This is a genomic window from Lentzea sp. NBC_00516, from assembly GCF_036346835.1.
GTDB lineage: Bacteria > Actinomycetota > Actinomycetes > Mycobacteriales > Pseudonocardiaceae > Lentzea > Lentzea sokolovensis.
The window spans coordinates 1,860,368-1,872,809 of the sequence record NZ_CP107840.1 but is presented as its reverse complement, the minus strand read 5'-3'; the positions used below and the strand labels follow the sequence as shown (position 1 = coordinate 1,872,809).

Below are 12,442 nucleotides of genomic sequence, written 5' to 3'. Positions count from 1 at the left end.
CCCTTCTGCGGGCACTCACACCGCGGCTATCACCACGGCGACGGCGCCCGAGATCTCGACAACGGTGACGGCTTCTCCTGCTTCGACCACGGACCCGTCGAGGGTGCGCGCGCTCCAGGTGTCGCCGCCGATCTTCACCTGCCCGCCGTGCTCGTCCACCTTGGACAACGCGATGGCCCTGCCGCCCAGCAGCGCCTCGTGGTGCATCCGGATCCCGGAGCCCAGTTGCAGCCGCTTCTTGAGCAGCGGCCGGGCCCCGACGATCAGGCCCACCGACGAGGCCGCGAAGACGAGCACGCTCACCAGGTCGGCGGCACCCAGTGCGGACACGCCGGCCGCGGCAAGCGCGGCGGCGCCGAGCATGACCAGCACGAAGTCACCGGAGAGAACCTCGGCGACGACGAGCAGTATCCCGACGATCAGCCAGATCAGCGCGGCCATGAGCCCATACATACACCAACGGGGGGCACCGGGCTCCGAGATTCACCGTGCTGAGCCCCGGACCGTAACGAAATCGATCAACGGGAGATGATTCCGGGCGAGGAGGCGTGATGGCGAAGGCGTTGAAGGTGCGCTCGAGGTCGGGGCGGGTGATCTCCGGACTCATGCTCGCGTGCGCGGTCGTGGGCATGGTGGTCGTGCTGCGGTCCGCCGCCGAGCAGCAGTCGTGGGCCAGCGCCGAGGGCACGGTCACGGAGCGGTACAAGCGCAAGAGCGCGTCGGTGAAGGTCGAGTACTCGCTGCCCGATGGCCGCGTGCAGGTGGCGACGTTGTCGGAGAACGGGCCGATCCGCGAACCCGGCTCGCGGGTGACCGTGCGCTACGACCTGCGCGACGGCCAGGTCGTCGACGCCGCACTCGCGGACAACGACGAGGGTTTCTGGGTCATGGGCGTCATGCTGGGCGTGCTGATCGTCGGCTCGCTCGGCATGAACCTGTACGCCTGGACTCCCGCGCGGCGGGCCGAGTGATCAGTCCTGGGGGACGGTGACGAAGTCGATGAGCCGTTCGACGGCGCCGAGCAGGTCGGACTCGATGTCGCGGTAGCTGCTCACGGAGTTCAGCACGCGCTGCCAGCCTTCCCACGTCTCGCCCCAGCCCAGCTGGGTGCACACGCCGGTCTTCCAGTCGACGCCGCGCGGGATCTGGGGCCATGCCTTGATCCTGACGGCCGCCGGCTTCACGGCCTGCCAGATGTCGACGTACGGGTGGCCGGTGACCAGCACGTTGTCGTCGCGGATCTTCTCGACGATGCGCTGTTCCTTGGAGTTCGCGACGAGGTGGTCGACCAGGACGCCCAGGCGGCGGTGGGGTGCGGTGCCGAACTCCCCGATGAGCTGCGGGAGCTCGTCGACGCCGTTGAGCGGTTCCACGACGATGCCCTCGACGCGCAGGTCGTGGCCCCAGACGCGTTCGACGAGCTCGGCGTCGTGCTTGCCCTCGACCCAGATGCGGCTGGCCTTCGCCGTCTGCGCCCGCAGACCCTCGACCTTGACCGAACCGGACGCGGTGATCCTCGTCTGCTGCGGCTTCGGCATGGGTTTGACGAGCGTGACGGGCTTGCCGTCGACGAGGAAGCCCGCGGGGTTGAGCGCGAACAGCCGACGCCGGCCGTGGCGGTCCTCCAGGACGACCTGGCCGTACTCGAACTTCACGACGGCCCCGCAGAAGCCGCTGGCGGGGTCCTCGACGACGAGGCCGGGTTCGGCCGTGATCTCGGGGACCTTCTTGCGCTTCGGGGTCGACAGGATGTCGCGGCCGTAGTCGTGGGAACGCACGACTCGAAAGGTTAGCCGTAGAAGGGTTTGAAGGCGGTGAGCCACTCGTGGACGCGGTCGAGGTCGACGTCGGCGCCGTGCAGGTCGTAGCCGCTGTGCACGAAGTCCATCCAGTCGACGGCCGGGTCGCCGACGCAGGCACGCGGGTCGATCGCGACCGGTCCCGCGGGGCCTTGCAGGACGTTGCCGGGGTGCATGTCGCCGTGCAGGAGCACGGGTTTGACGTTGTCCTCGGCGAGTTTGCGGGCGCGGTGGTGTTCGGTGGCGTAGTAGGTGCCGGTGCGGCGGGTGAGCAGGGTTTCGAAGAGGAAGTCGACGCGGGCCTTGAGCGGCGGGAAGCCTTTCGCGCCGGCCTCGTGCAGGTGCGGGACGACCTTCGCTGGGTCTGTCGCCGGGCCGCCGGGCTGGATTCTGCCGAGCAGCAGTGCGCCGCGGGCGAGGTCGGCGTCGAGGAGATCGACCATCGCGGGTGTGTCGGACCAGGCTGCGAGTGCTCTGGCCTCGTGCACGGCGATGTCGTGGTCCGGGGTGAGTTTGAGGACCGCGCTGGTGCACAGGAACGTGGCGCCGGTGCCGCCGGGCATGTGTTCGACGAGGGTGAGGCCCCAGCGGGCGGTGAGCGTGGCGACGAGGTCGGGCAGCGCGTCGATCCACCCGGTCACGCCGGTGCCGAAACGTCGGATTAGCCGGGCTCTGGCGGCGTCATCGATCACTCAACTCAGATTAGCGAGTTCGCTCCCGACTCGCGGCGGAACTGGTAGTCGGCCAGCGCCGGGCGCCACAGCCCGTTGGCGTCGAAGCACGTCGAGAGCAGCCGCAGATCGGCGCCGTCCCCGGCGATGGCGACCTTGCCGTCGACGACCCACCGGTTGACCGGCAGCAACGGCACGGGCCACCCGGCCACGACGAGCCGGTCGCACACCAGCCGCTGCAGCCGGCCGCCGTCGTTGTCGACGATGACCGCGGGCGTGTCCAGGTCGAGTTCGCGGACGGTGGCGTGCGGGTAGTGCCGGACCCCGATGCCGGTCAGCGTCTCAGCGCCGGGTCCGATCAGGTGAACGGGCCCGAACCGCCGCGCGAGGCACGCGGCCGCCCACACGCCGAGTTCGGCGGCGCCCACCACGACAATCCGTTCGAAATAGTTCATCTCCACCGGGTCCCGCATTCACAATCGAATGTTCACGCAGGTCAGAACGCCTCCAGAAGATAGGGCCACGATCATCCGCGCGTCAAACCCGCACTATCTCAATAGGGATGGATCAATGGGCAAGGAATAGATCGCGGATGGCCGCCACCGGTCAGTAGGTGACGGTGATCGTGCGGTCCGGTCCGTTGACCTCGATCGTGCCGCCCACCGGGATGATGACCTGCGGGTCGGTGTGGCCGAGGTCGACGTCGAACACGATCATCGTGCTGGGCGCGTACTGCGCGAAGGCCTTGAGGACCGCTTCGCGTTGTTCGGCGGTGTGGGTGGCGCGGTCGGTGTCCTGGTCGGTGAAGAACCAGGCCTTGGCCCGTCCGACGAGCACGGCCGCGAACCGTTCGAGGAGGCCGCGTTCGCCCATGTTGCGCAGGATCCGGTAGACCTCGGTCGCGGACGGCATCTCCTCACTGGTCTCGAAGAACAGGACCTTGCCGTCGTAGTGCTCGGGGGCGTTGACCTCGCGGCCGGCCATCATCAGCCACGACAGGATCTCCAGGTTCCCGCCCCACGACGGCGCTTTGACCGTGGTGTGCGGCTGGTGCCAGATCCAGCCGCCGCTGGGTTCGAGCTCCGGTTCCGTCTCGAACGTCGCGGGGTCCTCCCAGGGGCTGTCCTTGTCGCCGTAGGCGGTGCTTTCTTCGAGCCGGTACTCCCCCGGCGTGAACAGCGCGGCCCGCAGCGAGTCGGCGGTGGCCGGGTGCATGGCGCCGGGCCGGCCGAACTGGACCATGACGCTGCCGCCGTAGAAGCCGACCATGCCGCGGTTCGCCAGCCACGTCAGCAGGTTGGTGTTGTCGCTGTGGCCGAAGAACGGCTTGGGGTTGGCCTTGATCAGGTCCTCGTCCAGGTGCGGCAGGACGGTGATCTGGTCGTCCCCGCCGATGGTGGCGATGACCGCCTTGATGGACGGGTCGGCGAACGCGGCGTGCAGATCTTGTGCGCGTTCCTGCGGGGTGGAGCCGAGCTTGCGGGTCGCCGGGTACTCGACCGGGACCAGGCCGAACTCCGTCTTCAGGCGCTGCAGGCCCAGTTCGTGCGGGAGGGGGAACAGGCCCGGCAGACCCGCGGCCGGGGAGACGATCGCCACGCGGTCACCGGGCTGGGGCTTGGGCGGGTTGATCAACGACATGGTCGCTGAGCGTAGTAACGCGCGGGGGTGGGGGTGCGACCTTTACCGGTGCCTGGCGCCGATCACCGTGGAGATCACACATGACGCACGCACAAGGTGATCGCATCGAGGTCGTGCTGCTCACGTCGTCAGGAATCGCCTACGCCGAGCTGCGCGGATTTCTCACCGAACCCCGGCCGGTCACCGATCCCGACGGCGCTCGCTTCGAGACGGGCACGGTCCACGGCACCAACGCCCAGGTCGCGATCGGCCTCAGCGGTTCGGGACCCCGGTTGTTCGGGGAACTCGTCACGCGAGCAGTCCTCCTGTTCTATCCGGTGGCCGTGCTCGGCGTGGCTCCCGCCACGCCGCTGGCAGGTCCTGACGATGGCGTGGTCGTTCCCCTGCGCACCTACAGCGATCGCCGCCTCCGGGTGTCTCCTCTCCTGCAGCCCGCGCAGGAACTGGCCCGAAACCGATGGTGGGAACGACTGCCCGGCGACGCCACGTCCCGGCGAGCGGCCGACGTCCACTTCGGTGACGCGGTCAGCGATTTCACAGACCCGGCCCTGATGTCGGAACAGCCGGGTGTGGTCGTCATAGACCACGGTGAAGCCGACGCGCTCGACATGGCCGAGCCGCAGAGCCTGGTGATCTACGGCATCGACGTCCCCGGCAGCGCCTCAGTCTCGACGTCGGCGTCGCTCGTCTCCGCGGCCAGGTTCGCGATGACCTTGGCGATCGGCCTCGACTCTTCCCACGTCGTGTTGCGGCAGCTCAAGACGATGGGGCACGGTGACCGGGTCGCTCGCACCGATCTTCTGGCGCGCCGGGCGTTCGTCGAGTCGCTGGCCGAGCTTCTGGCGCACTCGGCGCCGCCTGACGGCGACCAGGATCTGGCAGGGCCGACGGTGATCGCCATCGAGGGTGCATGGGGTTCGGGCAAGAGCACGCTCATGGACATGACCCGCGCTCAGCTCGACTCCGCAGGGCTGATGGAAGCCCAGCAGAGTTCCTGGGAGAAGCTCGTGGGGCGGTGGCGGCAGCGCAAGCTGCGTGCGTGGGACGCCGACCTCACGTTGAGCGGCTGGTTCACGAAGTCGAAGCGCGAGGACGTCGCGGCTCCTCGGGTGCTGACGGCGATGTTCAACCCGTGGAGCTATCAGACCGGGGAACACGTCTGGGCCGGGTTGAACGACTGCATCGTCGGGACGGGCGCACCGGTGATCGCGACCAACTCGAGTTCGTCGTTGCAGCGGTTCTGGTTCGCGCACAACGTGGAGCGGCTGGACCGCAGCCATGTTCAGCGGACGCTGCGCAAGCGGATCTTGTCGCCTTTGCTTCGGTTGGGTGTGTTCGCGTTGCCGGTGCCGTTGCTGGCTCAGCTGGTGCGCGCGCCCGCCCCGTTCCGGGTGTTCGGGTTCGACGTGGCACCGGTGGACCTGACGCTGTGGGTGGTCGGAGTGCTGCTCGGCATCGGCCTGGCGCACACCGCCTTCCGGTACCTGTGCCGGGCGGCGGACACGCTGCTGCCCGCCGAGTTGTTCGGGCCGTCCGGAGCGATGGGTGCCTACTCGTCGGCAGTGGGAACGGATGATCCGTTGCGTGATCCGCAGCGGCGTGCCCGCAAGGGGCAGTTGCAGAGCGCGCAGGAGGACGTTCACCGGCTGATCCGCGACCTCGGCGAGCAGGGCACTCAACTGGTGGTGTTCATCGACGACCTGGACCGGTGCTCGCCCAGGACGACGGCGGACGTGTTCGAGGCGATCAACGGGTTCCTGAGCGGGTCGTTCCCGACGATCCGGTTCGTGCTCGGCATCGATGCGGCGGCGACGGCGGCCCATCTGGATGCCGCCTATTCCGCGCTGGTGGTCGCGGACGCGGGAAGGGACTCGGCTGATCCCAGTCCGGGGTGGACGTTCCTGCGCAAGCTCATCCAGCTGCCGCTGCCGTTGCCGCGGGTGGCTCAGACTCAGGTCGAGCCGCTGCTCACGGGTCTGCTGGGCAGGCCGGCCTCCGAGCCCGTCTTCGTGCCGGAGGAGTTCGAGCGGTTGACGGCGTTCGAACCGGTCGAGGCGACGGCCGAGGTCGCCGAGCCGGAGGTCGTTCCCACGGCACCTGAGGTGCTGGTGCTGGAGCACGACGAGCGGGTGAAGGAACGGTTCGCGGAACGGCTTCGGGCCCAGCCGGATCTGTCGGTGCGGGAGGCGAAGCGGATCGTCACCGTGTGGATGTTCTACGTGCGTGTCCTGGAGCGGATCAGCCCGGAGGAAGGGCTGACGGCGGTGCACAGGGCGTGTCATCTGGTGTTGCTGGCGGAGATCGTCGCGCGCTGGCCCGCCTCGCAACGGTCGCTACACAGGCGAATCGACGGAGTGCACGGACTCAAAGCACTGGCCGAGGCCGTGGACGACAACGTGCAGTGGGAGATCGAGGTGCAGAAGTACGAGCTCACCGGTGACCGGCACAAGTCGTTTCGCAAGGGTGTGCTGAAGATCCTGAGCGACTACGACGGTGCGGAGATCGCGAAGCTGGCTGAGCAGCTGACCTAGAACGCGGGCCAGGGGATGGCGGGCCAGTCGCCGGACGGTTCGGGGTAGACGCCCGCGGCCAGCAGCTTGTCGGTGCGCTCCCCCACGGCCCGGACCTCGGCGCGGGTCAGGTGGTCGTGCAGCGATTCGCCGAGGGCGCCGTCCAGTTCGGATCTCAGGCGGCGCAACGACTCCATGACGTGCTCGGGGAGGGGTTCGCGGGCCCAGCCCCACAGGACGGTGCGGAGTTTGGGTTCGGTGTGCAGGCAGATGCCGTGGTCGACGCCGTAGACCGAGCCGTCGAGGGCGTGCAGGACGTGGCCGCCTTTGCGGTCGGCGTTGTTGACGACGACGTCGAAGGCGGACATCTCGGCGATGCGGGGGTGGTCGGCGTGGACCAGGACGGCGGGGTCGCCGAAGCGGTCGTGGGCGTGGAAGACGGGGATCCAGCCGGGTTTGACGTCGTCGACGCCGATGATGTCGACGAGTTCGTCTTCCTCGCGGGTCTCGACCCAGAGCTGGACCATGCCGCTGCCGAACGGGCCGGGGCGCAGCACGGTGGGAGGTACGACGCCGAAGGAGGCGGCGGAGATCAGGTAGGTGGCCACCTCGCGGCCGGCGAGCGTGCCGTCGGGGAAGTCCCAGAGCGGCCGTTCGCCTCGCACGGGTTTGTAGACGCAGTGGGCGTCGACGCCGTCCAGCGAGATCTTGCAGAACAAGGTGGCGTTGGAGGCGTCGACCAGGCGTCCTTCGACCTCGATGCGGCCGTGTTCGAGCAACTGCAGGGCCGCGGAGGTGTCCACGTCAGTCTTCTTCGGTGCGGCGGTAACCGTTTTGCCGCGGGCAGATGTGGCCGTCCGCGTCGAGCGGTTCGGCGCACAGGGGGCAGGGTTTGCGGCCGGCGTTGATGACGCGGTCGGCGCGTTCGGCGAAGGCGCGGGCGGCGGACGGCGACAGGAAGACCCGCACGGCGTCGGGGCCTTCCTCGGTGTCGTCGAGCACGACGGCCTCGTCGACCTCCTCCTCGGAGATCGCGAGGAGTTCGATCACGACCGCCTTGGACTCGGCGTCCCAGCCGAGGCCCATGGTGCCGACCCGGAACTCCTCCTCGACGGGCACGTCGAGGGGCTGGGTGTCGAGGTCGTCGGGCGGCGCGTCGTCGGGGACGTCGGCGCCGAAGCGGCGGTGCACCTCCTCGAGCAACGAGCCGATGCGTTCGGCGAGGACCTGGACCTGCTGCTTTTCCAGGGCGACGCTGATCAACCTGCTCTGCTCTGAGGCCTGCAGGTAGAAGGAGCGGTCGCCGGGCTGCCCGACGGTTCCTGCGATGAAACGGTCGGGTGCGCGGAATACGTGAATGACACGAGCCATGGCAGATACGACCCTAGGCCACGCGGAGAACGTCGGCAGGTCCTCCCCCACCAAACACTCCGCGTATAGGGTCGGGTTGTGGTGAAGATCGCTTCGTACGGGACCTGGACCTCGCCGATCAGCGCCGGCGACACCTCCAAACCGGGGGGTGGGTTCCAGTGGGCCGACCTGCACGGTGAGCAGGTGTGGTGGGCGGAGAGCCGGGCGGCTCAGGGCGGCAGAGTGGCGCTGGTGCGCGACGGCGTCGAGGTGCTGCCCGCGCCGTGGAACGCCCGCAACCGGGTGCACGAGTACGGCGGACGGCCGTTCGTGGTGCTGGAGGACGACAGGGTGGCGTTCACGCACTGGAACGACCAGCGCGTGTACGTGTTCAACCCCGACGCTCCCGAGCCCGCGCCGCTGACGCCCGAGCCGGAACAGCACCACGGGGTGCGCTACTCGGATCTGTCGGCGGGTCCGGACGGCGAGGTGTGGTGTGTGCGGGAGTCCGTCACGGGTGAGGCGCGCACCGATGTGCGCCGCGATCTGGTGGCGATCACCCGCTCAGGTGAGATCCGGGTTCTCGGTGCCTCGCACCACTTCATGACCGGCCCGAAGATCAGCCCGGACGGCACGAGGTTCGCGTGGATCGGCTGGGACCACCCGCAGATGCCGTGGGACGGCACCGAACTGTGCGTCGCCGAGATCGGCTCCTCCGAACACCAAGTCGTGGCCGGCTCGCGGACCGAGGCGGTGTGCCAGTTCGAGTGGGAGGGCGACTCCCTGCTGGCGCTGACCGACCCGGACGGCTGGTGGAACCTGTTCCGCGTCTCCCCCGACGGCACGCGCAAGAACCTGGCGCCGTGCGAGGAGGAGCTGGGCGGTCCGATGTGGAGGCTGGGCAACCGCTGGTTCGCCACGTTGTCGCCGGGCCGGTACCTGGTGGTGCGCTCAGGGCAGCTGGCGGTGCTCGACGAGCGTTCCGCGACGGTGACCGACGTGCAGACCGATCTGCCGACGTGGGCGGCTGAGCTGTCGGTGCGCGACGGCGTGGTGATCTGCGGTGCGGCGGGGCCGACCTCGGATTACGCCGTGGTGCGCCTGGACCTGTCCAACGGCGAGCTCACCTATCTGACCGGTGGCGAGGAGTCGCCGGAGTCGGCGTATCTACCGGTGCCGGTGGAGCGGATGTTCGGCGAGATCCCCGCGTACGTGTACGCGCCGTCGAACCCGGACTTCGCCGGGCCCGAGGGGGAACTGCCGCCGTACGTGGTGCACGTGCACGGCGGGCCCACGGGGCGTGCGTTGCCGAAGCTCGACACGGACATCGCGTACTTCACCAGCCGTGGCATCGGTGTGGTGGCGGTCAACTACGGCGGTTCGACGGGCTACGGGCGGGCGTTCCGGGAGCGGCTGCGCGAGCAGTGGGGTGTCGTGGACGTGGAGGACTGCGCGTTCGTGGCCCAGGAGCTCGCGAAGGAGGGCACGGCGGATCCGCAGCGCCTCGGGATCCGGGGCGGTTCGGCGGGTGGCTGGACGTCGGCGGCGTCGCTGACCTCGACCGACGTGTACCGCTGCGGGATGGTGGCGTTCCCGATCCTGGATCTGGCGGGGTGGACGTCGGAGGGCGGCGAGACGCACGACTTCGAGTCGCGTTACGTCGAGGGCCTGGTCGGCACGCTGCCGGAGGCCGCGGACCGCTATCGGGACCGTTCGCCGTCGACGAAGGCGCGGTCGGTGTCGGGGCCGGTGTTGTTGTTGCAGGGCCTGGAGGACGAGATCTGCCCGCCGGAGCAGGCGGACCGGTTCGCCGCGGATCTGGCCGGGTCCGGGATCCCGCACGCGTACATCACGTTCGAGGGTGAGCAGCACGGTTTCCGGATGGCCGAGAACATCAAGACGGCCCTGGAAGCGGAGCTGTCGTTCTACGGGCAGGCGTTCGGGTTCACCCCGCCGGGTGTGCCGGTGCTGGAACTGTCCGAGTGAGTCTGCTGTCCGCCGGGGATCGGGTCGCGCTGGTGTCCCCGGCCGGCCCGGCTCTGGCTTCGAAGATCGACGCGGGCGCTGACGTGCTGCGGTCGTGGGGCCTGCAGGTCACGGCGCCGGTGGTGGCGCCGTGGTCGTTGCCGTATCTGGCCGGGTCGGACGAGGCGCGGGCTGCCGAGTTCGTGGCGGCGTGGCGTTCGGACGTGGCGGCGGTGTTCTGCGTGCGGGGCGGGTACGGGTGTCTGCGGATGACGGACCTCGTGCCGTGGAAGGACTTGCCGCCGCGGGTGTTCGTGGGCTCGTCGGACGTGACGGTGCTGCACGCCGAACTCAACGCCGTCGGTCAGCCGACGGTGTTCGGGCCGATGCCGGGCACCGCTGATTTCGTCGGCGACCCACTGGCCCAGTCACGGCTGCGCGAACTGCTGTTCTCCGGCACACGGTCGTGGACGGCGGGCACGACCGTGGTGCCGGGTACGGCGCGTGGGGTGCTCACGGGTGGCAACGCGGCGTTGCTGGCGGCGTCGGTGGGCGGGCCCCGCTGGGAGCCGCCTGCCGCGGGGGCGATCGCGTTGCTGGAGGACATCGGCGAGGAGCCGTACCGGCTGGACCGGATCCTGACGCAGTTGCTGCGGGCGGGCTGGTTCGAGCCGGTGTCGGGGATCGTGCTGGGGTCGTGGACGGACTGCGGTGACGTCTCGGCGGTGCTGGCCGACCGGTTGTCGGGGCTGGGGGTGCCGATCCTGGGTGAGGCCGGGTTCGGGCACTGCGCGGGGTCGTGGTCGTTGCCGCTGGGGGTGCGGGCGGAGCTCGACGCGGGCGCGGGGACGTTGACGCTGGTGTGAGAGGGGGTCACCCGGTGGGCGGCGGCCGTCCGGGTGACGCCGGGTAGGCTTCCGGCCGCCATGAGACCCCAGCCTCAGTGGGCGGCGTTAGACGTCTACGCGTCCAACTCCGACCTCTACGCCGATCCCCGACTGGTGGAACGGGTGGACTACCGGCGTCGCTTCAAGCGGCACCGGCCCCGTACGCCGTCGGTCGTCCTCGCCCCGCACGGCGGCGGCATCGAGGTCGGAACGTCCGAGTTGTGCCTCGCGGTCGCGGGTTTCCACCCCGGCACACGGGTGCCGATCGGTCAGACGCACGACTACTGGATGTTCGAGGGGCTGCGCACGGCCTCGAACGACGAGCTGCACGTGACGTCGTCCAACTGCGACGACCGGGTGGCCCGCACGCTGGTGTCGGGCGCCTCGCACGCGTTGGGACTGCACGGCTGCACGGCGGCCGCGGCGGGTCTGGAGGACCACGACCGGGCGGTGCTGGTCGGCGGGCGTGACGCGTTGCTGCGGCTGGAGCTGTTGACGCGGCTGCGGAGGGCGGGGTTCCACACGGTCGACGCGGTGGACCACCCGATCCTGGGCGGCTTCGACCGGGCGAACATCGCGAACCGCACCCGGTCGCGGCAGGGCGCTCAGCTGGAGCTGACGACTCCCCTGCGCACGGCGATGTTCGAGGAGAACTCGCGTCCCGGCCGCCGGCACACGACGACCGAGGTGTTCTGGGACTTCGTGCATGCCTGCCGTGCGGCCGTGGCGGCGCGTGAGGCCCTCAACAACTAGCGTCGAGACGTGCGTCTTACAGCGGTCACGGTCGGTACGTCACAACCTCGCGAGCTCGCCGCGTTCTACGCCCGGCTGCTCGACGCGTCCGTGGGGACGGCGGAGGACGACTGGGCCCAGGTGCGGGTGCCCGGCGGGTTCACGCTGAACTTCGAACGCGAGGAGCGTTTCCGCAGGCCGGTGTGGCCGGCTGTGGAGGGCGGGCAGACGGCGTCGCAGCACCTGGACATCGAGGTCGGCGACCTGGACTCGGCGGTCGAGCACGCGCTGGCGTGCGGTGCGGTGCTCGCGGAGGTGCAGCCGCAGGAGAACGTGCGGGTGCTGATCGATCCGGACGGGCACCCGTTCTGCCTGTTCCTTTAGACGCGCAGGGCGAGCACGCGGCCGGGCCAGGTGCCGTCGCGTGCGGTGAAGGCCGAGACCGAGGTGAAGCCCTGCTGCTCGTAGTAGGCGACGAGGCGGTGGTCGTCGCTGTCGTAGCAGTCGACGCGGATCAGGCCGATTCCGGCGGCGTGGGCTTCGGCGCGGGCGTGGGCCAGCAGTGCGGCGCCGACACCGTTGCCGGCATACGCGCGTGCGGTGACCAGCAGCGTCACGTAGTGCTCGGGTTCGTCGGCGGGCGGCACGTAGTCGTGGGGCGCGGTGGAGGTGATGATCGCGCCCGCGGGCTGGTCGTCGATCACGCCCAGCCACACGGTGCCGGTGGTGGCGAGCCGCGTGATCCGTTCGACGCCGGCCGGGGCAGCGGACCAGTGGTCGGTTCCCCACTGTCCGCTGCGGCCCTGCGAGGCGAGCCAGTCCTGAGCGTCATCCAGCATCGCCATGATCGCCGGTACGTCGGCCGGCCCGCCTCGCGTGACATCCAT

The 12,442-nt window shown here is 69.7% G+C and carries 14 protein-coding genes; 6 read left to right on the top strand and 8 right to left on the bottom strand.

Annotated features, from left to right (window positions below; genetic code table 11):
• Positions 1–15: 15 nt before the first annotated feature.
• On the bottom strand, positions 16–441 hold the full coding sequence (locus tag OG205_RS08305) for an NfeD family protein (protein ID WP_093603168.1): 426 nt from the start codon (positions 439–441) through the stop codon (positions 16–18).
• A gap of 110 nt (positions 442–551) precedes the next feature.
• Here OG205_RS08305 and OG205_RS08300 point away from each other — a divergent pair, with 110 nt between their 5' ends.
• Positions 552–971, top strand: coding sequence for a DUF3592 domain-containing protein (locus tag OG205_RS08300; protein WP_330275660.1), 420 nt, complete (start codon positions 552–554; stop codon positions 969–971).
• On the opposite strand, the gene OG205_RS08295 is transcribed toward OG205_RS08300, so the two are convergent.
• The 4 genes from OG205_RS08295 to OG205_RS08280 form a co-directional block, all read right to left on the bottom strand.
• Positions 972–1,778, bottom strand: a complete 807-nt coding sequence (locus tag OG205_RS08295) for a DUF3097 domain-containing protein (RefSeq protein ID WP_330275659.1) — start codon at positions 1,776–1,778, stop codon at positions 972–974.
• A gap of 11 nt (positions 1,779–1,789) precedes the next feature.
• Complete coding sequence (locus tag OG205_RS08290; protein ID WP_330275658.1) at positions 1,790–2,440, bottom strand: fructosamine kinase family protein; 651 nt, start codon at positions 2,438–2,440, stop codon at positions 1,790–1,792.
• Between the two features lie 56 nt (positions 2,441–2,496).
• A complete protein-coding gene (locus OG205_RS08285) occupies positions 2,497–2,925 on the bottom strand; it encodes a hypothetical protein (RefSeq protein ID WP_330275657.1) in 429 nt (142 codons plus the stop codon).
• Between the two features lie 151 nt (positions 2,926–3,076).
• Positions 3,077–4,111, bottom strand: coding sequence for a S66 family peptidase (locus OG205_RS08280; RefSeq protein ID WP_330275656.1), 1,035 nt, complete (start codon positions 4,109–4,111; stop codon positions 3,077–3,079).
• An 80-nt stretch (positions 4,112–4,191) separates the two neighbouring features.
• Between OG205_RS08280 and OG205_RS08275 the strand changes: the two genes are divergently transcribed.
• Entirely contained in the window at positions 4,192–6,642 is a 2,451-nt protein-coding gene (locus OG205_RS08275) for a KAP family P-loop NTPase fold protein (protein ID WP_330275655.1), read from the top strand.
• Here OG205_RS08275 and OG205_RS08270 read toward each other — a convergent pair.
• Together OG205_RS08270 and OG205_RS08265 are read right to left on the bottom strand one after the other, a co-directional pair.
• Positions 6,639–7,424 (bottom strand): SCO1664 family protein, encoded by a 786-nt coding sequence (locus tag OG205_RS08270; RefSeq protein ID WP_330275654.1) that lies wholly within the window; start codon positions 7,422–7,424, stop codon positions 6,639–6,641. The genes OG205_RS08275 and OG205_RS08270 overlap by 4 nt on opposite strands.
• Position 7,425: 1 nt before the next feature.
• Positions 7,426–7,992 (bottom strand): DUF3090 domain-containing protein, encoded by a 567-nt coding sequence (locus tag OG205_RS08265; RefSeq protein ID WP_330275653.1) that lies wholly within the window; start codon positions 7,990–7,992, stop codon positions 7,426–7,428.
• Positions 7,993–8,070: 78 nt separating this feature from the next.
• Between OG205_RS08265 and OG205_RS08260 the strand changes: the two genes are divergently transcribed.
• The 4 genes from OG205_RS08260 to OG205_RS08245 are packed head-to-tail and all read left to right on the top strand — an operon-like array spanning position 8,071 to position 11,939.
• Positions 8,071–9,957 carry a prolyl oligopeptidase family serine peptidase gene (locus OG205_RS08260; RefSeq protein WP_330275652.1) on the top strand — a complete coding sequence of 629 codons (1,887 nt, stop codon included), beginning with the start codon at positions 8,071–8,073 and terminating at the stop codon, positions 9,955–9,957.
• Positions 9,954–10,802: a S66 peptidase family protein gene (locus OG205_RS08255; RefSeq protein ID WP_330275651.1), complete on the top strand. Its 849-nt coding sequence runs from the start codon at positions 9,954–9,956 to the stop codon at positions 10,800–10,802. Before OG205_RS08260 ends, OG205_RS08255 begins: the two co-directional genes overlap by 4 nt.
• 60 nt (positions 10,803–10,862) lie before the next feature.
• Positions 10,863–11,576: a poly-gamma-glutamate hydrolase family protein gene (locus tag OG205_RS08250; RefSeq protein WP_319980630.1), complete on the top strand. Its 714-nt coding sequence runs from the start codon at positions 10,863–10,865 to the stop codon at positions 11,574–11,576.
• A gap of 9 nt (positions 11,577–11,585) precedes the next feature.
• Positions 11,586–11,939: a VOC family protein gene (locus tag OG205_RS08245; protein ID WP_330275650.1), complete on the top strand. Its 354-nt coding sequence runs from the start codon at positions 11,586–11,588 to the stop codon at positions 11,937–11,939.
• Here the strand turns inward: OG205_RS08245 and OG205_RS08240 are convergent.
• Positions 11,936–12,442, bottom strand: coding sequence for a GNAT family N-acetyltransferase (locus OG205_RS08240; RefSeq protein WP_330275649.1), 507 nt, complete (start codon positions 12,440–12,442; stop codon positions 11,936–11,938). The two genes, OG205_RS08245 and OG205_RS08240, sit on opposite strands and share 4 nt — an antisense overlap.